General features: G+C 71.0%; 19 protein-coding genes. 3 read left to right on the top strand and 16 right to left on the bottom strand.

All coding sequences use genetic code 11. From position 1 onward, the window contains the following. Window positions 1-2: 2 nt before the first annotated feature. The 16 genes from purB to rimP all read right to left on the bottom strand — a co-directional run bounded on the left by purB (window position 3) and on the right by rimP (window position 19275). Window positions 3-1316: an adenylosuccinate lyase gene (purB, locus tag JYJ93_RS13275; protein WP_206790657.1), complete on the bottom strand. Its 1314-nt coding sequence runs from the start codon at window positions 1314-1316 to the stop codon at window positions 3-5. Next, window positions 1313-2275: an ABC transporter substrate binding protein gene (locus JYJ93_RS13270; RefSeq protein ID WP_206790655.1), complete on the bottom strand. Its 963-nt coding sequence runs from the start codon at window positions 2273-2275 to the stop codon at window positions 1313-1315. The genes purB and JYJ93_RS13270 overlap by 4 nt, the downstream gene beginning before the upstream one ends. Next, a complete protein-coding gene (locus tag JYJ93_RS13265) occupies window positions 2272-5319 on the bottom strand; it encodes an SUMF1/EgtB/PvdO family nonheme iron enzyme (protein WP_206790647.1) in 3048 nt (1015 codons plus the stop codon). The genes JYJ93_RS13270 and JYJ93_RS13265 overlap by 4 nt, the downstream gene beginning before the upstream one ends. A gap of 112 nt (window positions 5320-5431) precedes the next feature. Then, the gene (dut, locus tag JYJ93_RS13260; protein WP_206790638.1) at window positions 5432-5887 is read right to left on the bottom strand and encodes a dUTP diphosphatase; all 456 of its coding nucleotides are present in this window, start codon (window positions 5885-5887) and stop codon (window positions 5432-5434) included. A gap of 76 nt (window positions 5888-5963) precedes the next feature. Further along, window positions 5964-6974 carry a M23 family metallopeptidase gene (locus JYJ93_RS13255; protein WP_206790636.1) on the bottom strand — a complete coding sequence of 337 codons (1011 nt, stop codon included), beginning with the start codon at window positions 6972-6974 and terminating at the stop codon, window positions 5964-5966. 12 nt (window positions 6975-6986) lie between these two features. Further along, window positions 6987-7784: a hypothetical protein gene (locus JYJ93_RS13250; protein ID WP_206790634.1), complete on the bottom strand. Its 798-nt coding sequence runs from the start codon at window positions 7782-7784 to the stop codon at window positions 6987-6989. A gap of 370 nt (window positions 7785-8154) precedes the next feature. After that, window positions 8155-10311, bottom strand: a complete 2157-nt coding sequence (gene pnp, locus JYJ93_RS13245; protein ID WP_206790632.1) for a polyribonucleotide nucleotidyltransferase — start codon at window positions 10309-10311, stop codon at window positions 8155-8157. A gap of 404 nt (window positions 10312-10715) precedes the next feature. After that, window positions 10716-10985, bottom strand: coding sequence for a 30S ribosomal protein S15 (rpsO, locus tag JYJ93_RS13240; protein ID WP_014398807.1), 270 nt, complete (start codon window positions 10983-10985; stop codon window positions 10716-10718). 125 nt (window positions 10986-11110) lie between these two features. Beyond that, window positions 11111-11440 (bottom strand): hypothetical protein, encoded by a 330-nt coding sequence (locus JYJ93_RS13235; RefSeq protein WP_206790616.1) that lies wholly within the window; start codon window positions 11438-11440, stop codon window positions 11111-11113. Continuing rightward, a complete protein-coding gene (truB, locus tag JYJ93_RS13230) occupies window positions 11441-12304 on the bottom strand; it encodes a tRNA pseudouridine(55) synthase TruB (RefSeq protein WP_206790614.1) in 864 nt (287 codons plus the stop codon). Between the two features lie 10 nt (window positions 12305-12314). After that, the gene (gene rbfA, locus JYJ93_RS13225; RefSeq protein WP_014398810.1) at window positions 12315-12674 is read right to left on the bottom strand and encodes a 30S ribosome-binding factor RbfA; all 360 of its coding nucleotides are present in this window, start codon (window positions 12672-12674) and stop codon (window positions 12315-12317) included. Then, the gene (locus JYJ93_RS13220; protein WP_206790612.1) at window positions 12671-13273 is read right to left on the bottom strand and encodes a DUF503 domain-containing protein; all 603 of its coding nucleotides are present in this window, start codon (window positions 13271-13273) and stop codon (window positions 12671-12673) included. Before JYJ93_RS13220 ends, rbfA begins: the two co-directional genes overlap by 4 nt. 119 nt (window positions 13274-13392) lie before the next feature. Beyond that, complete coding sequence (gene infB, locus JYJ93_RS13215; RefSeq protein WP_206790610.1) at window positions 13393-16584, bottom strand: translation initiation factor IF-2; 3192 nt, start codon at window positions 16582-16584, stop codon at window positions 13393-13395. 120 nt (window positions 16585-16704) lie between these two features. Beyond that, window positions 16705-17001, bottom strand: coding sequence for a YlxR family RNase P modulator (locus JYJ93_RS13210; RefSeq protein WP_206790607.1), 297 nt, complete (start codon window positions 16999-17001; stop codon window positions 16705-16707). A 17-nt stretch (window positions 17002-17018) separates the two neighbouring features. Next, window positions 17019-18719, bottom strand: coding sequence for a transcription termination factor NusA (gene nusA, locus JYJ93_RS13205; protein WP_206790605.1), 1701 nt, complete (start codon window positions 18717-18719; stop codon window positions 17019-17021). 70 nt (window positions 18720-18789) lie between these two features. Further along, a complete protein-coding gene (gene rimP / locus JYJ93_RS13200) occupies window positions 18790-19275 on the bottom strand; it encodes a ribosome maturation factor RimP (protein ID WP_120620823.1) in 486 nt (161 codons plus the stop codon). 209 nt (window positions 19276-19484) lie between these two features. Between rimP and JYJ93_RS13195 the strand changes: the two genes are divergently transcribed. The 3 genes from JYJ93_RS13195 to JYJ93_RS13185 all read left to right on the top strand — a co-directional run bounded on the left by JYJ93_RS13195 (window position 19485) and on the right by JYJ93_RS13185 (window position 21676). Continuing rightward, window positions 19485-20288, top strand: coding sequence for a carbon-nitrogen hydrolase family protein (locus tag JYJ93_RS13195; RefSeq protein ID WP_206790603.1), 804 nt, complete (start codon window positions 19485-19487; stop codon window positions 20286-20288). Between the two features lie 129 nt (window positions 20289-20417). Next, window positions 20418-20828: a FecR family protein gene (locus JYJ93_RS13190; RefSeq protein WP_014398816.1), complete on the top strand. Its 411-nt coding sequence runs from the start codon at window positions 20418-20420 to the stop codon at window positions 20826-20828. Further along, window positions 20825-21676, top strand: a complete 852-nt coding sequence (locus JYJ93_RS13185) for a peptidoglycan-binding protein LysM (RefSeq protein ID WP_206790601.1) — start codon at window positions 20825-20827, stop codon at window positions 21674-21676. Before JYJ93_RS13190 ends, JYJ93_RS13185 begins: the two co-directional genes overlap by 4 nt. Window positions 21677-21683: the final 7 nt, after the last annotated feature.

Genomic DNA, 21683 nt, shown 5'->3' with positions numbered 1-21683 from the left:
CTTCAGCTCGCGCGGCCGAAGACGCGCTGGAACACCGCGTCCATCTGACGCGTGTGGTAGCCCGGGGAGAAGCAGTCGGAGACCTCCTCGGGCGTCATCATCTTGAGCAGGTCCGCGTCGTTGAGCAGGGCCTGCCGGAAGTCCACGCCCTCCTCGAACATCCTCATCGCGTTGCGCTGGACGACGACGTACGCGGCCTGCCGGTCCATGCCCTTGCGCGCGAGCTCCAGCAACAGGCGCTGCGAGTTCACCACGCCGCCCAGCAGGTCCAGGTTCTTCTTCATCTGCTCCGGGTAGACGCGCATGTTCTCCACCAGGCCCGCGAAGCGGTGGAGCATGAAGTCCAGCAGGATGGTGGCGTCCGGACCAATCACGCGCTCCACCGACGAGTGCGAGATGTCCCGCTCGTGCCACAGCGCCACGTCCTCCATGGCGCTCACCGCGTAGCCGCGCAAGAGGCGCGCGAGGCCCGTGAGGTTCTCCGACAGGATGGGGTTGCGCTTGTGCGGCATGGCGCTGCTGCCCTTCTGTCCCGGCGTGAAGGGCTCCTCCGCCTCGCGCACCTCCGTGCGCTGGAGGTGGCGGATCTCCACGGCGAACTTCTCCAGGCTCGCGCCCACCAGGGCGATGGCGGTGAAGAACTCCGCGTGCCGGTCGCGCTGCACCACCTGGCTGGAGGCGGGCGCGGGCTTGAGGCCCAGCTTCTGGCAGACGTGCTCCTCCACCGACGGCGGCAGGTGCGCGAACGTGCCCACCGCGCCGGAGATCTTCCCCACGGCGATGGTGTCGCGCGCGTGCTCGAGGCGCGTGCGGCCCCGGCGCAGCTCGTCGTACCAGATGGCCAGCTTGTGCCCGAAGGTGATGGGCTCCGCGTGGATGCCGTGGCTTCGGCCCATCTGCAGCGTGTGCTTGTGCTCGAAGGCGCGCTTCTCCACCGCGGCCATCACGCGGTCCATGCCCTTGAGGAGCAGGTCCAGGGAGTCGCGCAGGGTGAGCCCCAGCGACGTGTCCAGCACGTCCGAGGACGTCATGCCCAGGTGCAGCCAGCGGGCGCTGGGGCCCACGCGCTCCTCCACGAAGGTGAGGAAGGCGATGACGTCGTGCTTGGTGGTGCGCTCGATCTCCTCGATGCGCGCGGCGTCCGCCTCGGTGAAGTCACCGGCGCGGGCGAGGCAGTCCGCCAGCGCCTCCTTGGGGGCGAGGCCTTGCGCGACCATGCCCTCCAGCGCGGCGAGCTCCACGTCGCGCCAGCGGCGGTAGCGGGCGACGTCGGACCAGAGGGAGGCCATTTCGGGACGGCTGTAGCGTGGAATCACTCGTAGACCTTCACGGCAAAGTCCCGGCGCGCCGCGAACCGGAGCACTTCCAGCGCGACGTCACAGGACGGACCTGACTTCTTCGCGGCGGTGAGGTTGAACGAGAGGTCCAGGCCTTCGGGCCGCGCCACCGCCAGCGCGCCGGGGTCGACCTTCTCGAGGATGATGCGATTCGCCAGCCTCCCTGCCTGCTGACCGAGCCCCACCGGGGCCGGAGCGAGGGCCAGCGTCGCGCCCTCCTTCACCTGGCTGGCCGTGAGCGCCACCAGCGGCACCTTGTGGGAGGCACTGAAGGCGATGAGCGCCTGGACGACGGAGGCGTTGCCCACGGTCTTGTCCGCAACCATCAAGAGGCCGTCCACCTTCCCCGCCGCGCCCTCCAGCACCTCGCCCACGCGCTCCTGCGCTTCCACGGCCAGCGGGACGATGGTGAGCCCCAGGGCGGTGCCAGCGGAGCGGGCCTGCGCCACCGCGCCCGCCGAGGAGCGCGGGTCATGCAGGATGCCCACGCGCTTCGCGCCGGGAGCCACGGCCTTGAGCGCGGCCAGCTCCGGTCCGAAGTCGCTGGTGAGCGCGATGCCGGTGACGTTGGACGCCTCCAGGCCGTACTTCTCGTGGTACGGCACCATGGCGAAGAGCACGGGGATGTCCTCGCCGAGGGAGCGGCGCGCGGCGTTGGCGGCCAGCGGCCCCAGGGCGAGCACCAGCGCGGGCTTCTGCGCGGCCAGCGACTTGAAGACGCGCGCGGCCTCCGTGGGGCTTTCTTCCAGGGTCAGCTCGGTGACGTCCGCGCGGGCCTCGGACGTGAAGCCGGCGAGGAAGGAGGCGTACGGCGCCAGGCTCGAGGATTTCACGGCTACCACGCGGGGCCGTGCGGGCGCGCGCGATGCAGCCTGCGCGAGGGCGACGACGGGCAGGAGGAGCGTGAGGAGCGCGAGCCTCGGGAGCGTCGTCCTCACGGCGCGTTCTGGCAGCAGCGGAAGCCCACGTCCGTGGCCTTCAGCGACGGAGCCCCCCGGCGGCGCGCGGAGCACCGGGCGGTGTCTCCGGCCATGGCGAAGGAGCCGCCCTTGATGAGCATCTCCGTGGAGTCGGGGACGTTGGAGGAGGTCCACTCGGCGACGTTGCCGGACAGGTCCGTCACGCCGTAGGCGGAGTGGCAGGACGGGAAGGCTCCGGAGTTCGCCAGGGTGCGCGCCGCGTTCGCCTCTGGCGTGCCGGTGTTGCAGGGCGACCGGGCCTGCTCGTCGCCGGAGGAGAAGCGCGCGTTGCCAGGGCCCTTGCAGGCCTTCTCCCACTCCTCCTCCGAGCACAGCCGCTTGCCGAGTTCTTCACAGGCGGCCTTCGCGTCGAGCCACGTCGCGTTGACGCGGGGCTTGCGGCCGAGCTGGTTGGGAAACTCGTATTCGTCGACGCAGAAGGACTCCACCATGACGCTGGCCATGGGCATCTCATCGGTGGAGCCGGCGGACTGCAGGTCCTCCGGGGACGAGCCCTTCTTGAAGCTGCCGCCGCTCACCAGGCGCATGCCGGCGGGACAGGAGCCCGTGGCCAGGATGCCGTCTCCCGCCGCGGCGGCCCCGGGCGCGGCGGTCGTGGGGTTGTTCTTCGCGGCCTGGGCCTGGCGCAGGCGCAGGTAGAGGTAACCCCCGCCCGCGCCCAGCACGACGCCGGCCACCGCGAGGATGATCATCCACACCATGGAGCTGGGGCCGGAGCGGGCCGGCTTCGCCTGCGTGGCCCGCGTCGTGGGGAGCGTGTGCAGGCCGGAGGTCGAGGGCGGCAGCCGGCGCGCCGAGGAGCGGACACCCGACACTTCCGGAGGGGGCTCGCCCTTGCGCGAGCGGCCGCCGGTGGAGTTCTCGCCGTGAACGCCAGAAGCGCGGACCGCGCCCTGGGCCGCCGAGGCTCGTGGGGCGCGGGGACCCGACGGATCCGCGCCGCGCGAGCTCACCGACGACACCGCGCCGGAGGCCCGCGGGTTGCGGCCACCGCGGCTGGAGGAACGGGACTCCGAGGGCTCATCGTCGTCGGAGCTCCGGCCGGACCGTGACTCCGTGGCGGAGGCATCCGCGTTGCGATGGCTGGGCCGGCTGTCGGTGGATGCCTCGGCGCCGCGACCCGGGCGGCCGCCCGAAGAGGCCTCACCACGACCGGAGCGTTCGTCGCTCATGGCGGCTTCGCCGCGGCCGTTGGAACGAGCCTCACTAGACGTTTCGCCGCGACCGTTGGACCGAGCGTCGCTCGATGCAGCTTCGCCACGGCCGTTGGAACGCCCGTCGCCAGAGGCAGCCTCGCCACGGCCGTTGGAGCGAAGGTCGCCCGAGGAGGACTCGCCGCGCCCCGAGCGCCCATCGCTGGACGAGGCGTCAGCGCGAGCGGAGCGCCCGTCGCTGGACGCTTCACCACGACCGTTGGAGCGAAGGTCGCCCGATGAGGCTTCACCGCGACCGGAGCGCCCGTCGCCAGACGCTTCACCACGGCCACTGGAGCGAAGGTCGCCCGATGAGGCCTCACCGCGACCGGAGGACTCACCGCCTCCGCGGGCCGAGGACCGCGCTTCGGCCGCGCCCTCCGCGGAGCGGGCGCCGCGAGGGTCCGCTGGGAACGACGGCTCCTCCGCTTTCGCGAAGATGCGCATCACCGGCTCGGCCGCCTTGGCCGGAGCCGCGCGCGGTTCATCCACCGGACGCGAGGCCGCACGGGCCTCCTGCTGCGCCGCCGCGTCGGAGGCCTGTGCCGCCTCCGCGCCCTTGCGGCCTGACGGCGCGACCGCGCGCATCTCCTGCATCGTCGCCGCGTCGGACACGGAGCGCGCTTCCGGCCCCGTGATGTAGTCCAGCGCCTTCGCGTTCGAACCCAGGATGGCCGCCAGCGTCGCCGCGTCCAGCGGCTGCGTCGCGTCCGGGGGCGGATCGTCCTCCACCGCCGGGAGGGGCGCGGCCGGCGTGGGCGCGCTCGCCACCGGCAGCATGCCCGTGGGCACCGGCGGCAGCGGCTTGTTCGCCGCGCGCGCGGCCACCGCGGACGGCGACAGTGCGCCTGACGCGGGCACCGCGCGTTGCCTCGACGCCGCGGCCGGGTGCCGCTGCACCAGCGCCGCGAACTCCGCGTGCAGTTCACCGCCCGACTTCGGACGGGCCAGCGGATTCACGTTGAGCGCGCGCCGGTAGAGGGACTCGAACGCGGGCGGCAGGTCCTGGTGCCGCACCGACACCTCGGGCACGCCACCGTCCTCCGGCAGGAGCCCCGTCACCAGCTCCCCCATCAACACGCCCAGCGAGTAGACGTCCATGCGCGTGTCCAGCTCCGCGCCATTCACGTACTCGGGAGCGATGTACGCCGCCGCCCGGTGCCCCTTCTGCGCCTGCACGAAGGGCAGGTGCGGCACCGCGAGCCCCAGCCCGTAGTCCGACACCTTCAACATGTCCGGCAGGACGAAGACGTTCTCCGGCTTCACGTCCGAGTGCGGCCCGAAGCGGTGCGCCCCGTCCAGCGCCGCCGCCATCTGCGCCAGCAGCGGCTCCACTTCCTTCAGCGAGAACAGCTGCCCCTTCGCCGCGCGCTGCTCCATCATCCGGCGCAGCGACAGCCCTTCCAGCAGCTGCATGGTGAAGAAGGGCCGGTCCCCGTCCACGCCCTCCTCGTACACGCGCACCAGGTTGGGGTGGTTGAGCTTCTTGCCTACCCGCATGGACAGCGCGAACTGCGTGCGCTCCTCCGGCTGCTGCACCAGCCGGGGCTGGATGACCTTCAGCGCCACCTCCACGTCGATGGCCTGGTCCTGCGCGCGGAAGACGAAGCCCAGCGGCCCCGCCCCTACGACTTCCTGGATGGCGTAGCGGTCCGCGACGACGTCGCCCGGCTTGTACGGCGCACCTTCCGCGCCTCGCTTTCGCGCCGCCCCCGCAGCCTGACGCGCGGCCGCGTCGAACTTCTGGCCACACGTGGCGCAGGTTTCACTCGTATCGGGGACATGGCTGCCGCAGCGGTAGCAGAGCAAAGCAGTGAAACTCCAGAACGGGGCCGCGGGGGGGCGGCCTCCCCGGCGGACGGCCGGGGGGCTCCATTCTGCCCGCTCCGGAGCCGTTGAGGAACGACGTTGCGCGCCGGGCCTAGCGACCCGTGGACCCGAAACCTCCGGCTCCCCGGGAAGTCACCTCCAGCACGTCCACCTCGCGCAGGGCCGTGGCCGTCACGGGGGCCACCACCAGCTGGGCCACCCGGTCCCCCCGACGCAGGGTGAAAGGGGTGTTGGACAGGTTGACGAGCAGCACCTGGACCTCCCCCCGGTAGTCGGCGTCCACCGTCCCGGGGGAGTTGAGGCACGTCACCCCGTGCCGGAACGCCAGCCCCGAGCGGGGCCGCACCTGGCCCTCGAAGCCCGGCGGGAGCGCGAAGGCCAGCCCCGTGGGGACCGCCATCCGCTCCAGGGGTTGGAGCACCCGCTCCTCGTCGATGTCGGCCCGAAGGTCCAGCCCGGCGGCGAGCTCCGTCTCGTAGCGCGGCAGGGGCAGCGGGTCCGGATGCGAGCGCACCCGGCGCACGGGGACGGTCAGCGTGGGGTCCATGCCTCCCGCCGTAACACGCACCCCGGCCCCCCTCTACTTCCTGGCGCCAACGTCACGGGTCGTATGAGCCGGGCCCTCACAGCTCGGTCGCGCCGTCCGCCATGCGCAGCGCGGTGCGGAACCCGAACGGGTCCACCGGCCGCGCGGCCAGCTCCAGTTGGTAGTGCAGGTGCGGCCCGGTGGACCGGCCGGTGCTGCCCGACAGCGCGATGGCCTGTCCCTTCTCCACCCGCGTGCCCGCCTTCACCAGCAGCTCCGAGTTGTGACAGTACGCCGTCGTCACGCCCCGCCCGTGGTCCAGCACCAGCACGCGGCCGTTGACGGAGTCCTCGCTCGCGCGGCGCACCACGCCCGCGGCCACCGCCGTCACCGAAGTGCCTGTACGCACCGCCAGGTCCACCCCCGTGTGCATCCGGCGCGTGCGCAGCGTGGGATGGACGCGGATGCCGAAGGGGCTCGTCACCGGAGCGCTCTCCGACACCGGCCACCCGAGCATCAACGCGGTGGACAGCGCCAGCGCCTGCGCCGCGCCCACGGAGGAGCCCTCGAAGCCCGGGGGCAGCTGCTTCGCCAGGCGCTCCAGGCTGAGCGCCCCACCCTCCGCGTCCACCCGCTCCAGCGCGAAGCGCGCGGGCACCCGCCCGGCGAACACCGCCGTCACCCGAGCCTCCTCCGACGGGAAATCCTTCGCGAGCGCGTCCAGCATCCGCCGCGTCGCCGCCGGTCCCTTCACCGGATCCACCAGCGTCTCCGGAGCGATACCCAGCTCACGCGCCAGCGCGAGCGACGGCTCACGGGCCTTCGCATCCAGGGCCTTCAGCGCCGAGTGCGTCCCCCACGCCAGCGCCTCCGCGCTCGTGGGCACCCGCGTGAGCATCGCGGCGGGCAGCGAGTCCGGCACGGGCACGGCCGTCCCGCTCACGCCGTCGTAGTACGCGAGCAGCGGCCGGGCCGTGGTGCGCGTGTGGAAGGCCCAGGCGCCCGCGCGCCGCAGGAGCGCCCCCGCGGGCGTGTGGTGGTACGCGCACCACACGCACAGGAGCGCGAAGGTGAAGTCCAGGAGTCCGCGGGCGCGTCGAGCGAACATGCGTCACGAGCCTCAGCGCAGGAAGGACAGCACCGGTGCCGCGTCCCAGGCCGCCGCGAAGCCCAGCGGCGCCACCACGAGGCACCCCACGAGCCCGCGAGTCCACGCCCGCCGCGCCCCCACCGCTTCACACGCCGCGTCCGCGTGCTGGAGGTTGCGCAGCACCGCGCGCCACCCCATCGACACGCTCACTCCGCACAGCGCCGCCACCGCCAGCCCTCGGGCCGCCCAGTCCGCGGCGACGTCGCCGAACAAGGGCCGCCACGACAGGTACACCGTGCCCTGGACGAGCCGCGCCACCGTGCACGCGCCCGCGAGCACCACGCCCGCGGTGGCCAGCGGCCGCACCCACCGCATCGGCGTGGGCCGCCGCAGACAGCGCCGAAGCAGCGCCTTCCACGAGGAGGCCTCCGGAGCGGACGCCGTCACCGGACGCCAGGGCTCCACGGGGCGGGCCGCGTCGGTCTCGCGATAGCCGAGCGCCGGCAGCGCCAGGAGCAGGTCCGCCGCCAGCTCCCAGACCAGGGCCAGGCCTCGAGCCAGCCGGGTGCGCGTCTCCAGCGACACCCAATCCACCATCGACGCGAAGGCGGGGAACTGGCCCACCCACGCATCGAACGCGGAGTCCAACCGGTCCACCGCGGTGAGCAGCCGGTCATCCAGCGTGTCCGCCGCCGCGTGCACGCCCACCGCGACCAGCGCGAGCAGGCCCAACGGCATGAACGCCCAGCGGAACGCCCCCAGGAACCGGGACACGTCCGTGAGGAAGCTGCTCGAAGGCTCCGAGGAGCTGGATGGGTGGACCGGCATGCAGCGCCTCCGGGACGGTCCCCCATGAACGCGGGAGGCCTTCCCGGGGTTTTAAGCCGTCACCCCGCCAGGACGAAAACTCGCGCGCTGCCCCCGAAACCACGGTGGCGCGGCATCACGCCCCTCGGCAGCGGCACCAGCACCTCCCGAGCGTGAGGAGACGGAGCCTCCAGGCCCCGGGCCTCGCACCCGACGCGGGTTCGCCAAACCTGTCCGACTGTCGGACAGGTTTTAGCCATGCGCCGCCGGGCGGGGAGCCCCCTCCCCCGCAACGACAACGCCCCGCCCCTTCGCGCCCGGAGGCGGGAGGAGACGGGGCGTTCTCCGGTCGCGGCCTTCCTCACGGAGGGCCGCTACGCGGGGGCCGGACTCAGGCCTTCGCGTCCGGCGTCGGGGCGGCCGGGGCGGGGGCCGCGGGGGGCGTGCCCTGCGCGGTGGCGCGCTCGGCCATGGCCTCCTTGCGCGACAGGCGGATCTTGCCCGTCTTGTCGATGCTGACGACCTTCACCAGCACCTCGTCGCCCTCGCTCAGCACGTCCGACACGCTCTTCACGCGCTTGTCGGACAGCTCGGAGATGTGGATGAGGCCGTCGGTGCCCGGGAACAGCTCCACGAAGGCGCCGAACTCGGCGATCTTCCGGACGGTGCCCGTGTAGATCTTCCCGATCTCCGCCTCACGCGTGAGCGCCTGGATCATCGCGATGGCCGCCTTCACCGCCTCGCCGTTCGCGCTGGCGATGTCCACGCGGCCGGTGTCCTCGATGTTGATGGCCGCGCCCGTGCGGGCGATGATGTCCTTGATCACCTTGCCACCCGGCCCGATGACGTTCTTGATGAACTCCGGACGGATCTGGATGGTCGTGATGCGCGGCGCGAACTGGCTGATCTCCTTGCGCGGCGCGCTCAGCGTCTTCGCCATCTCCGCCAGGATGTGCTCGCGGCCCTGACGCGCCTGCTCCAGCGCGCGGCTCATGATCTCCGTGGTCAGGCCGGTGATCTTGATGTCCATCTGGATGGACGTGATGCCCTTGGACGTGCCGCAGACCTTGAAGTCCATGTCGCCCAGGTGATCCTCGTCACCGAGGATGTCGGACAGGATGGCGATCTTCTCACCCTCCTTCACCAGGCCCATGGCGATGCCGGCCACCGGCGCCTTGATGGGCACGCCCGCGTCCATCAGCGCCAGCGTGCCACCGCACACGGACGCCATGGAGGACGAGCCGTTGGACTCGAGAATCTCGGACACCAGACGCACCGTGTACGGGAACGAGTCGCTGGCCGGAATCATGTTGCGCAACGCGCGCTCCGCCAGGGCGCCGTGACCGACCTCGCGACGGCCGGGGCCGCGCAGGGGCTTGGTCTCGTTCACGCTGAACGGCGGGAAGTTGTAGTGCAGCATGAAGCGCTTGAAGGCCTGGCCGCTGAGCAGCTCCAGCCGCTGCTCGTCCTCGCTGGTGCCCAGCGTGACGACCACGAGCGCCTGCGTCTCGCCGCGGGTGAACACCGCGCTGCCGTGCGTGCGGGGCAGCACGCCCACCTCGTTGGTGATGGAGCGCACCACGTTGTGCGGACGGTCACCGATGCGGCCACCGTTCACGGTGAGCTCACGCATGTGGTCGTACTTCAGGTCCTCGATGACCTGCTTGGCGTGCTTCTCCACCAGCGGGGTGAACTCCGCGCCCATCTTCTCCTTGAGCGCCGCGATCGCCGCCTTCTTGGTCTTGGAGAGCGCCTCGTAGCGCGCGCCCTTCTCCTTGATGGCGTAGCCGGCCTTCACTCCCTCCAGCGCCAGCTCGCGGACCTGGTTGCGCAGGCCCTCGTCGATGGTGGCGGGCTTGTCGTAGGCGCGGACCTGCTTCTTCAGCTCCGTGCGCAGCTGGTCCTGCAGGTCCAGCGCGGGCTGGGCGTTCTGACGGCCGAACTCCAGCGCCGCCACCATGTCCGCCTCGCTGACCTCCTCCGCGCCACCCTCCACCATCACGATGGCCTCGCGGCTCACCGCCATGACGAGGTCCAGGTCGCTCTGCTCACGCTGCTTCGCGGTGGGATTGGCCACGAACTGGCCGCCCACGCGGCCCACGCGGATGCCCGCGATGGGGCCGTTGAACGGGATGTCCGACACCCACAGCGCCGCGGAGGCGCCGGTGATGCCGTGGATGTCACCCTCGTTCTCCGGATCCGCGGAGATGACGGACGCGATGACCTGCGTCTCGTAGGCGTAGCCTTCCGGGAACAGCGGACGGCAGGAGCGGTCCACCAGACGGGAGGCCAGCGTCTCCTTCTCCGTCAGACGGCCCTCGCGCTTGAAGTAGCTGCCGGGGATGCGGCCCGCCGAGTACAGCTTCTCCTGGTACTCCACCGTGAGGGGCAGGAAGTCGATGTCCTTCTTCTCCCGCGCGCTCACCGCGGTGACGAGCAGCATGGTGTCGCCGTAGCGGACCACCACGGAACCGTCGGCCTGCTTGGCCAGGCGGCCCGTCTCGATGCTCAGCTCGTTCTCACCAATCTTGACGCTCTTCTTCAACATGTCGTGTGGCCTTCCGTGCCTGCTTCGCGTGCGAGGGCCCTCGCCAGCCGCGGCCCGCCCACGTGCGTGGGGCCGGGACCGCCCGTAAAGGGGCCCTCTGGGATTGAGCGGTCGCCAGGGCCTGAAGCAGGCACATGCCAGACGAACGCTGCCTGTACTGCGGAAACGGGCTCCGTTGCGGAGCGCCGGAGGGATGGACCGGACCTCTTGATCCCTGATCACACCCGCCCACCCGAAGACTCCGGGTCGGCCGGTCTGAACGGAAACCAAAAGAGCCCGCCTCCACCAACTCCCTCGCCCGACTCCTTCACCCACGTCCGCTGCTGTTCTTGAAACCGTGCTGCGTGCTGCCCAAATACGCGGGGCGCTGGTGGTGTGCCAGCGCCCCGGGGACTTCTCGAGGACTACTTGCGGATGCCGAGGCCCTCGATGAGCTTCTTGTAGCGGGCCACGTCCTTGGACTTGAGGTAGTCCAGCATGCGGCGGCGCTGACCGACCAGCTTCAGCAGACCGCGGCGGGAGTGGTGGTCCTTCTTGTGGGTCTTGAAGTGCTCGGTGAGCATGTTGATGCGCTCGGACAGCAGCGCCACCTGCACCTCGGGCGAGCCGGTGTCGGACTCGTGGGTGCGGAACTTCGTGACCAGCTCGCTCTTGCGTTCCTGATGCAACGACATGGGCTTCTTCCTGAATCCCGCTCCGGGGTGACTGCTCGTGCCGCCTGGGTCCGCGGAGGGGTACAGACCCGGCCTCATGGTCCTTCTAACGAGCGGGCCGCTTATAAGCTTCACCCCCTGGGGGGTCAACCTTCGCCGCCCGTCCGTCCGCCCTTCGGAGGTCGGGACAGTGCGAAGACGTACAACCGGCAGCCGCCCGGCATTCCGCCGCCGCCCGGGGAGAGCTCCCGGGCCGAGGCCTCGTCCATGGCCACGTGCAGGTACTGTCCCCCCGCCTCGCCCCCGTCCCCCGCCAACAGCTGGCGTGTCCGGGGGTACAGGCGCAGGAGCGCCTCCACCACGTCACCAATGCCCGCCGCCGCGGGGACGCCCAGGGACAGCTCGCGCCGCCCGTCGAAGGCGCCGCGAAGGCCCGGGGCCACGCTCACGGTGATGTCATGGGTGCGGGTGGCCACTCAGTTGAACACCCGGTGGTAGCGCAGCCGCCCGCCCACGACCTCCGCCATGGCGAGCAGCGCGTCATCCGGGCCCAGCACCCGCACCCGGCCGGGCACGGGGGCGACCTCCACGGGGACGCCGTGCAGCACCCGCCGGGCCTCCTCCGCGTTCACCCGGACCACCGGCAGGTCCGTCAGCGCGTCCGCCAGCGACACCAGCCGCCCGGCCACCGCCTCGCGGGACAGGGACACCAGCTCCCCCAGGGGCAGCGCGCGCGCCAGGGTGAAGGGGCCGCTCATGGTGCGCCGCAGGGCCTCCAGGTGCGCCCCGCAGCCCAGGGCGCGGCCCAGGTCGTACGCCAGCGTGCGCACGTAGAAGCCCTTGGTGCAGCGCACGGACAGGGTCAGCCGGTCCGCGGAGAAGTCGCGCAGCACCAGCTCATGCACGGTGACGGTGCGGGCCGCCCGCTCCACCTCTTCCCCGGCGCGCGCCAGCTCGTAGAGCCGCTTCCCGGCGACCTTCACCGCCGAGTACATGGGCGGCACCTGATCGAAGGTGCCCCGGAACCGGGCGAGCACCGTCTCCAGGAGCGCGGCCGTCAGCGGGGGCACCGGGGCCTGGGCCGTGGGCTTGCCCTGGGCGTCCTGGGTGTCCGTCTCGATGCCCAGCCGCACCACGGCGTCGTAGGCCTTGTCGCCCTCCGTGATGATGCCGGCGACCTTGGTGGCCTCGCCCAGGCACACCGGCAGCACGCCGGTGGCCATGGGGTCCAGCGTGCCCGTGTGGCCCGCCTTCTTCACCTTCAGCAGGCCACGCACCTGACGGACCACGTCGAAGGACGTGGGGCCCAGGGGCTTGTCGATGACGAGAACGCCGTCCATGAAGCGGGGCCTACCAGCCTTCCTTGCCGCGCACCTCGCGCAGGAGCCGGTCGATCTTATCGCCCTCGCCGACGGACGCGTCGAAGGCGAAGAAGATTTCCGGCGACACGCGCAGGTTGACGGCGGACGTCACCTCGCGGCGCACGAAGCCCTTGGCCGCGTCCAGGCCCTTCTGCGTGTCCGCCTTCTCCTGGTCCGTGCCCAGCATCGAATAGAACACCTTCGCCACCCGCAGGTCCGGCGACACCTTCACGCCGGTGATGGTGATGAAGCCGATGCGCGGGTCGCGCAATTCCCCCCGCGTCAGCAGGGCGCCGATGGCCGCCTGGATTTCCTGCCCCACGCGCTCGGGTCGTGCATGCGTCGTCATTTCTTCTCCCAGTCTCGCGGGTTTCGCAGCGCCCGGGCCTTGGCCCGCGCGTCGTCCAGATTCAGCGTTCCACCGTCCCCCGTGGGCCGGGAGGTTCCGGGCCCGGGGCCCGCGCCCTCGTGCCGCTGCTCCCACGACCCCAGCCCCTCCGCCTCCGCCAGCGAGCGGTCGTTGCGCAGGAAGCGGGCAATCGCCGCCTCCGAGTGCGCGTGAGCGTCCTCGGGAGACAGGTGGGCGTCCTCGTCCTCCGGTTCCGGCACCTTCGCCGGGGCGCGGAAGCCCGTGGGCCTCTTGTCCGAATAGAGCGTATCCCCGAAGGCCAGGATCTCCGTCTCCCGGGCCATCAGCGGAGCGACGTACATCTCTTCGATGAAGTGGATGATCTTCTCCAACTGCTCATCCACGTGCGGACGCTCGTTGCCCACCACGGCCAGGGCCACCGACGCCTTCTGCCAGAGGTCCTGGTCGTCCACCTCCGCGACGGCCACGTTGAAGCGGGCCTTCACCCGGTCCGTCACCCGGCGGAGCACCTGCCGCTTGGACTTCAGCGAGGCGCTCTCCGGAATCTGGAGGGTGAGGCGTGCGACTCCCACGAACATAGAGGTCCCCCAGGCCAACGGCCGCCGGGCGCGTCATCCACGCCCGGGCGCCGCCGCATCGTCCATCCCCCGGGAAAGGTGGGGCCTTCCCCGGGGTCCGTCGAGTGTGCCTCTCAGGACTACGAGAGGCTCTGCCGGGTCTCCTCGATCTCGTAGGCCTCGATGATGTCGCCGGCCTTGAGGTCGTTGAAGTTCTCGATGCCGATACCGCACTCGAAGCCCTGGGCGACTTCCTTCACGTCGTCCTTGAAGCGGCGCAGCGACGCCATCTTCCCGGAGAAGAGCTGCTTGTTCTCGCGCATGAGGCGCACGAACGAGCCGCGCTTCATCACGCCGTCCAGGACGGCCGCGCCGGCGATGGTGCCCAGCTTCGGCACGTTGAAGGTGTTGCGCACCTCCGCACGGCCCAGCTTGCGCTCGGTGCGGATGGGCTCCAGGAGGCCCTCCATCTCCGTGCGAACCCCGTCGATGAGCTCGTAGATGATGGAGTAGCTCTGCAGCGTCACCTGCTGCGCCTTGGCCGCGGCCTCGGAGCCCGACTCCGGCTTCACGTTGAAGCCCAGCACGACGCCCTTGGAAGCGGCGGCGCGCATGACGTCGGTCTCCGTGATGGCGCCCACGCCCGCGTCGATGATGACCACCCGCACCTTGTGCGTGGTGAGCTTCTCGACCGCCTGGCGCACGGCCTCCGCGGAGCCCTGCACGTCCGCCTTGATGATGACGCGCAGCTCCTTGGGCCCGCCGCCCGCCTTCGTCTTGGCGAAGAGCTGGTCCAGGGACTCGCGGCTGACCTTGCTGAGCTCCGCCTGCCGCTCCTTCATGCCGCGGTGGTCGGCGATCTGCTTGGCCGCCTTCTCGTCGGAGACGACGTTGATGGCGTCACCCGCGGTGGGCACGCCGGACAGGCCGACGACCTCCGCGCAGTAGCCCGGCTTCACTTCCTTCACCGCCTCGCCGCGGCTGTTGTTCATGGCGCGGACGCGGCCGTAGTGCGTGCCGGTGACGATGGCGTCGCCCAGCTTGAGCGTGCCCTCCTGCACCAGCACCGTGGCCACGGGACCGCGGCCACGCTCCAGCTTCGCTTCCACGATGGCGCCCACGGACGGACGCGACGGGTTCGCCGTCAGCTCGAGGACCTCCGCCTGCAGCGCCAGGTTCTCCAGGAGGAGATCCAGGTTCATCTTCGTCTTCGCGGAGACGGGCACCATGATGGTGTCGCCGCCCCACTCTTCCGGCACCAGCTCCTGGCTCGCGAGGTCCTTCTTCACGCGGTCGGGGTTGGCGCCCGGGACGTCCATCTTGTTGATGGCGACGACGATGGGCACCTCCGCCTGCTTGGCGTGCTTGATGGCCTCGATGGTCTGGGGCATCACGCCGTCGTCCGCGGCCACCACCAGCACCACGATGTCCGTCACGTTGGCGCCACGGGCGCGCATGGACGTGAAGGCCTCGTGACCCGGGGTGTCCAGGAACGTGACGTCGCCGCGCGCGGTGGAAACGCTGTACGCGCCGATGTGCTGGGTGATGCCGCCCGCCTCGCCCGCGGCCACGCTGGCCTGGCGGATGGCGTCCAGGAGGCTCGTCTTGCCGTGGTCGACGTGGCCCATGATGGTGACCACCGGCGGACGGGGACGCTCGTCCTCGGCCTTGGCCTCGACCTCAGGCAGGTAGTCCTCCACCTCGAAGCCGACGCGCTCGACCTTCCAGTGGTAGTCGGTGGCGATGAGCTCCGCGGTGTCGGCGTCCAGGATCTGGTTCGCCGTGGCCATCTTCTGCATGCCCATCAGCTTCTTGATGAGCTCCGCGGTGCGGATGCCCATGCGCTGCCCCAGGTCGGAGACGCTGATGCCCTCCTGGAGCTTGATGACCTTCTTCTCCTCGGCCATCTGGGTGATCTGCGTCTTGGCGCCCTTCTTCGTGGGCTTGCGCTTCTTGCCGCGGACGGGGATCTGGATGCGGCCCCAGACCATGTCCGACAGCTCCTGCTTGGACACGCTGGTCGTCTCAGGACCCGTGCGCTTGCGCTGGCCACGCTCCTTGTTCTTGGAGACGTCCACCAGCTCGCGGCCGCGGCCCAGGTGATCCGGGACGACCTTGTACTCGCGCTTCTCCGTGCCGAGCGCCGTGCGGCCCGGGGCCATGGGGTACTGCTTGGCCTGGGTCGTGGTGGGCGTGACGCGGCGGACCTGGATGAGCGGACGCGAAATCACCACGGCCTGGGTGGCCGTGGGGCGCGCCTGGGCGCCCGGCGTGGGCGCGACCTGGGCGTGCGGGACGCCGCCGACCATGATGGTCGGGCCGGTCGGCTGGACCGGCGTGGCGCCGCCAGCGGCCGTGGGGGGCGAGGACGGACGCACCGGCCCCGTCTGGCCCGGACGCGCCTGCATGGGCGCGCCAGGACGGTTCATGGGCGGCCCACCCGGACGGCCCTGCATGGGCGCGCCAGGACGGCTGCCAGGCCCACCCGGACGGCTGCCGGGACCACCCGGACCACCCGGACGGCTGCCCGGCGGCCCACCAGGGCGCCCGCCCGTGGAACCCGGACGCTGCACGTAGCCGGGACCTCGGGAGATGACCGTCGCGGACGTCGACGTGGAAGAAGGCGTCCGTGCGGTGGGCGGGACCGGCGAGCGCGTAGGGGGGTTGGGCAAGCGGGGACTCTCCTGCGTAGGACTGCGCGGTGTCGCCGTGGCCGGGGTCGGCTCGGCGGCCCGGGGCGTCTCCACCACGGCCGCGGGAGGCGGGGTGGAGGGCGGCGTCACGGGCGGGGTGGCGGTTGCGGCAACAGGCGGGGTGGCCGGAGCCTCGGGCGCGGACGGCGCCTCCGGGGCAGCGGCGATGGAGGCGACGGTCGCCTCCGGAGGCGGGGCCGTCACGGCCGGGGCCTCCGGGGTGCGGGCCACGGGGGCCTGCTCCACGGCGGTGGGCGGCGGCTCCATGGCGACAGGCGCCTGCTGCGGCTCCTGCTCCATGGGGGCCCCGACCTGAGGCTCGGGCTCCGGCTCGTAGGCGGGCTCGTTCGCCTGTGAGTAGGCGTCCTGGCTCTCCGGGGCGGAGGCGCCCGCGGGAGGACCGACCTTGCGGCGCACCACGAAGCCCTTGGCGGCGACGGGCGGGGCTGCCTGCTTGGGCTTGCGCTTGTCCAGGATCTTCTGGACCGCGGCGGTGGCCTGGTCATCGTCCAGGGAGGACGAGTGGCTCTTGACGTCGTAACCCAGCCCGGCGAGCTCGGTCACAACCTCTTTGTTGTCGAGCTCAATCCCGTGGCTCTTGAGCTCCTTGGCGATTTCGTGAACGCGCTTCTTCGACATACCTTGATTGGCCTTCTGCTCCGCCGACGACGAGGCCGAGCACCCTAGTCCAAAGCCGAAATTGTGTGCGAGTGGTGACTAACAGCCACCTCTCCCCGCAACCTCTCCACCCACCCGCCCTCACTCCCAAGCCTGTCCGAGTGCTGACGGGTCGACCTGCCCCGCCTTGCCCCGGAAGGCCCTGCCCAGCGCCTTACGCTTGAGCGCTGCCGTCAAACAACCGGCACCGCACAGGTACGCCCCCCGCCCTGGCAGCCTCCGCCGCCTGTCCGCCACCACGCCGCCCTGGGGACCTACCACGAACCGGGTGAGTTCCGCCTGTGCCTTGCGAGAACCACACCCGACGCAGGTCCTGACGGGACCTGACGCCGTGGTTTCAATGGGATGTGTCCCGGACCGTTTGGTTGCGCGGCGCATCCGCCTACCCCTTGTCGTTACGGTGCCTTGGCCGCTTCCACGCCCTCCGACCCGCCTGCCGAAGCCATCGCACCCCGCTCCGCGTTCAGCTCCGCGCGCAGCTTGGCTTCCTCCACCAGATAATTCTCCGCCGCGCTCTTGAGCTGGCGGGCCTTCTTGATACCCACGCCCGGCACGTCGCCCAGGCGGGTGAGGTCCTTCTCGTTCGCGATGTCCTCCACCGTGCGGTAGCCGGCGAGGATGAGCTGCTCGATGGTCTTCTCACCGACGCCGCGCACGCGCGCCATGCGCTCCGGCTGGGACAGCTCGTCCGGGTGGCGGCGGGCCTCGGCCAGGCGGGCCTGCTCGCGCTCGTAGTCCATGCGCGACAGCTCCTGCTGGTCCTCCACCATGCGCTTCTTGGCCTCTTCCTGCATCGCGGCGATGCGGGTGGGGTCGATGCCGGGGATCTGCGCCAGCATCTCCGCGTTGGCGTCCGCCACGTCGCGCGCCTGACGGAAGCCGTGCGCGTAGAGCGTCTCCACCAGCATCTCGTTGACGCCCGGCAGGGCACCCAGCGAGCGGCTGGCGAACTCGCGCATCTCCCGCACGCGGCTCTCGCTGTTGATGTCCAGCTTCCAACCGGTCAGCTGGGCGGCCAGGCGCACATTCTGCCCGCGCCGTCCGATGGCCAGCGACAGCTGGTCATCCGGGACGATGAGCTCCATGGCGTGGTTGGCCTCGTCGATGATGACGCGGCTGACCTCCGCGGGGGCCAGCGCGGAGCACACGAAGCGGGCCGGGTCTTCATCGTAAGGGACGATGTCGATCTTCTCCCCGCGCAGCTCCTGCACCACCGCCTGCACGCGGCTGCCCTTCATGCCCACGCACGCGCCCACCGGGTCCACGTCCGAGTCGCGGCTGGACACGGCGATCTTCGCGCGGCCACCCGGCTCGCGGGCCGCCGCCTCGATGACGACGATGCCCTCGGCGATTTCCGGCACCTCCATCTCGAAGAGCTTGGTGAGCAGGTTCACGGACGCGCGCGACAGGACGATCTGCGGCCCCTTGGACTCACGCAGCACGTCCAGCACGTACGCCTGGACGCGGTCGCCCGGGCGGTAAGTCTCGCGCGGGACCTGCTCACGCACGGGCAGCACGGCTTCCGCGCGGCCCAGGTCCACCACGATGTTGCCGCGCTCGAACCGGCGGGCGATGCCGGTGACGATCTCGTTCTTGCGGTCCTTGTACTCGTTGAAGACGTTCTCGCGCTCGGCGTCGCGGGTGCGCTGCAGGATGACCTGCTTGGCCGTCTGCGCGGCGATGCGGCCGAAGCCGCGGCGGAAGGTCTTCAGGCGGAGGATGTCGCCGTACTGGTCGTCCTGGGCCTTGGCCTCCGCGGCGTCCTCGTCGCGGTAGAAGATCTGGAAGACGAGCTCGTCACCGGGCTCCACTTCCATGCCCTTCTTGTGGGCCTCGTCCATGGTGATCTGGTTCACCGCCTGGACGGGGTCGGTGATCTCCGCGACCACGGTGATGGCCTGGAAGAGCTCCACGACGCCCTTCTCCGGGTCGTACTTGGCCTCCAGGTTGCGGTCCTGGCCAAAGTGCTTCTTGGCCGCGGTGTTCATCGCGTCCTCGAGGGTGGCAATGAGCACGGCCCGTTCGATGCCCTTGTCCTTGGCGACCTGATCCAGGACGAGGTTGAGGTTGACTGCCGGGTTGGCGGGCGTGGGCATGGCTGTGTCTTCTCCGAAAATGGGTCCACGGGCGGCCCTGGCGCGAACAGGGTCCCCTGTATGTGGGCTTCTAGAACTCGAACTCCAGATGGGCCTTGGCGATGTCCTTGAAGGGGATGATGAAGGCACCGCCCCCTTCCACGTCCACGGAGATGGCGTCGGCCGCCACTCCGGTGAGCGTGCCGCTGAAGTTCTTCCGCGGCGGGTCACCCAGCGGGCCGAAGGTCTTCACCTTGACCTTCTGTCCCTTCACCCGTTCGAAGTGCGCCGGCTTCTTCAAGGGCCGGTTCACTCCCGGGCTGGAGACCTCCAGGCTGTACTCCTGGGGGATGAAGTCCTCCACGTCGAGCACCGGATCCACGGCGCGCGACACCTGGGAGCACTCGTCCAGTCCCACCCGGCCACCGGGCTTGTCGATGAACAGCCGCAACACCCAGCCCTCGCGCTCGCGGACGTACTCCACGTCCAGGAGCTCCAGGCCTTCGTTCGCCACGATGGGGTCCAGCAGCGCCGCTGCCTTCTCCTCCACCGTCTGTTTGATGTTCTTCGACTCCATGGCCAGGAAACCGGTCTCCAAAAACGCAAAAAGCGGGCACGGCGGCCCACTTTTCGAAGTGATGCGTCGAAAAATGTCGGGGCGTCCGTAACACACGCCCCCTCGGGGTGTAAAGGAAGGACACACCCCGAGGCACCGGGTCAAACGCCCCCCGGGATTGAAGGATTCCCAGGGGTTCCGAGTGACGCCGGTGGCGTTATAACGCCGCCATGCACCTCATCGCCGCCGCACAGATGGTGTCCACCGCGGACAAGGCCCACAACCTGGACGTGGCCACGCGCCTCGTGCGCCAGGCCGCCTCCCTGGGTGCCCACCTGGTGGGACTGCCGGAGAACTTCTCCTGGATGGGACCGGAGCCCGAGCGTCCGTCCGCCGCTGAAAGCCTGGACGGCCCCACCCTGAGCCGGATGGCGGAGCTGGCGCGGGGGACGAAGACGACGCTGCTGGCCGGCTCCATCCTGGAGGAGGGAGCGCCCGGCGGCCGGCTCTACAACACCAGCGTCCTGTTCGGCCCGGACGGCGCCCGGCAGGCCGTCTACCGGAAGATGCACCTGTTCGACGTGGATGTGGGGGACGGTGCCACCTACCAGGAGTCCGCGGCGGTGGCGCCGGGGACGGAGGTGGTGGCGGCGGACACGGTGGTGGGCCGGCTGGGCATGAGCGTCTGCTACGACCTGCGCTTCCCGGAGCTGTACCGGCGGCTGTCGAAGGACGGGGCGACGCTGCTCGCGGTGCCGGCGGCCTTCACGATGATGACCGGCAAGGACCACTGGGAGGTGCTGCTGCGCGCCCGGGCCATCGAGAACCAGGCGTACGTGCTGGCGCCGGCCCAGGGCGGGCGGCACTCCGCGCAGCGGCTGACGTACGGCCACGCGATGGTGGTGGACCCGTGGGGCCTGGTGACGGCGCGGGCCTCCGAGGGCGAGGGACTGGCCATCGCGCCGGTGGACCCGGAGCTCCAGGCACGCATCCGGCGGAATTTGCCGTGCCTGACGCACAGGCGGCTGGAGTAGGCGGGCAAGAGTGAACGGGAGGGGGCGGCAGGCCCTTCCGGCGCGGCGTTTCCGGGTAGAGTGGTTTTCAGGAAGACCCCTCTGGTGAATGGACGACGCTGGCCTCCCCTGCTTTTCGCGGTCGCACTCATGGCCCTTCCTCCCGGCTGCACCGCCGATGAGAAGCCTCGGGGGCCCACCGAGGCACCCCTGCCTCCGCCCGTGCCGCGCGCGCACCTGCGGGAGCTGACGGGGGACGTGCAGATCAAACGCGCGGTGGCGGATGAATGGAGCCCCGCGCGCGACGAGCTGCCCCTCTACGAGAACGACAAGGTCCGCACCGAGGCCGGGGCCAGCGCCCAGGTCGTGTTCGCCAATGGCAGCACGCTGCACCTGGGGGGCGATTCCCTGGTGGGCATCGCGGAGAGCAAGTTGCGAACGGACGTCACCGTCCTGCGGGGACGGGTGGATGCCACCCTGGAGAAGCCGGCCACCCAGTCGCTGTCCGTCACCACCCCATCCGCCACCGTTCGGGCGGGCAGGAAGATTGAATTCCAATGAAGGCCGCCCTCTGGCTCAGCGCGTGGATGGGGCTGTCCGTGGTGCCGTCAACCGCTCCGACGTCCGTGGGGCGTGAGTCCGCGGACGGCGCGTCCCCTTCCGGAGGTGCCTCGGCGTCGGCGCCCCGGAAGGCGCCCGGGACGGAGCCGCAGACGGCGCTCAAGGCGCTGGAGATGTCGCGCGCGGCGGTGAAGGCCGCGCCGGACGATGCGCGCCGCCGTGAGGCCGAGTCCCGCCTGAAGGAAGCGGAGGCGCACTTCCAGGCCGCGCGGTACGCGGACGCGCTGCACAAGGCGGACGAGGCGTGGGCGCTGCTCAACCCGCCCCAGCCGTCCAACTTCACGGTGGAGGTGGACCACGACGGCGGCACCACCACCGTCACCCACCGGCAGGGGCCTCCCGTCACCGTGGAGGCGCAGCACGCCACCCGCGTGCTGGTGAAGGGCGAGTCCGTGCGCGTGCAGCAGGGCACCGTGCTGCCGGAGCCGCCCGGCGCGCCGCAGCTGGCGCAGCCCGCGGACAAGGCCCGCTTCACGCTGAAGCCGGCGGACGGAGGGCTGCTGGGGCCGGTGACGCTGGCGTGGGCCTCCGTCCAGGGCGCCACGCGCTACGAGGTGGAGGTCGTCGCGGAGGGAGTGGAGGGTAAGGCCGCGGCGGCGCCGGTGCGCATGGTGCTGGCCGCGCGGCAATGGACGTTGCCGGCGCTGCCCGCGGGCCGTTATCGCTGGACGGTGACGGCGGTGAGTCCGGAGCAGGGGCGGTCCCTGCCTTCCCAGACACGGCGTTTCGAGCTGGCCGCGGAATCGCTCGAACTCAACGTCAAGGTGAAGGACGGGTGGCAGAAGTAGCCGCCTG

Source organism: Corallococcus sp. NCSPR001 (assembly GCF_017309135.1).
Taxonomy (GTDB): Bacteria; Myxococcota; Myxococcia; order Myxococcales; family Myxococcaceae; genus Corallococcus.
Note: the sequence above shows the minus strand (reverse complement) of the source record. Positions and strands in the feature narration are given on the sequence as shown.

Coding starts and splice junctions, on each gene's coding strand:
- dut (WP_206790638.1), bottom strand. CDS start 5,887: ATGGACCCCACGCTGACCGTCCCCGTGCGCCGGGTGCGCTCGCATCCG.
- JYJ93_RS13255 (WP_206790636.1), bottom strand. CDS start 6,974: ATGTTCGCTCGACGCGCCCGCGGACTCCTGGACTTCACCTTCGCGCTC.
- JYJ93_RS13250 (WP_206790634.1), bottom strand. CDS start 7,784: ATGCCGGTCCACCCATCCAGCTCCTCGGAGCCTTCGAGCAGCTTCCTC.
- pnp (WP_206790632.1), bottom strand. CDS start 10,311: ATGTTGAAGAAGAGCGTCAAGATTGGTGAGAACGAGCTGAGCATCGAG.
- rpsO (WP_014398807.1), bottom strand. CDS start 10,985: ATGTCGTTGCATCAGGAACGCAAGAGCGAGCTGGTCACGAAGTTCCGC.
- truB (WP_206790614.1), bottom strand. CDS start 12,304: ATGGACGGCGTTCTCGTCATCGACAAGCCCCTGGGCCCCACGTCCTTC.
- rbfA (WP_014398810.1), bottom strand. CDS start 12,674: ATGACGACGCATGCACGACCCGAGCGCGTGGGGCAGGAAATCCAGGCG.
- JYJ93_RS13220 (WP_206790612.1), bottom strand. CDS start 13,273: ATGTTCGTGGGAGTCGCACGCCTCACCCTCCAGATTCCGGAGAGCGCC.
- infB (WP_206790610.1), bottom strand. CDS start 16,584: ATGTCGAAGAAGCGCGTTCACGAAATCGCCAAGGAGCTCAAGAGCCAC.
- JYJ93_RS13210 (WP_206790607.1), bottom strand. CDS start 17,001: ATGCGCCGCGCAACCAAACGGTCCGGGACACATCCCATTGAAACCACG.
- nusA (WP_206790605.1), bottom strand. CDS start 18,719: ATGCCCACGCCCGCCAACCCGGCAGTCAACCTCAACCTCGTCCTGGAT.
- rimP (WP_120620823.1), bottom strand. CDS start 19,275: ATGGAGTCGAAGAACATCAAACAGACGGTGGAGGAGAAGGCAGCGGCG.
- JYJ93_RS13195 (WP_206790603.1), top strand. CDS start 19,485: ATGCACCTCATCGCCGCCGCACAGATGGTGTCCACCGCGGACAAGGCC.
- JYJ93_RS13190 (WP_014398816.1), top strand. CDS start 20,418: ATGGCCCTTCCTCCCGGCTGCACCGCCGATGAGAAGCCTCGGGGGCCC.
- JYJ93_RS13185 (WP_206790601.1), top strand. CDS start 20,825: ATGAAGGCCGCCCTCTGGCTCAGCGCGTGGATGGGGCTGTCCGTGGTG.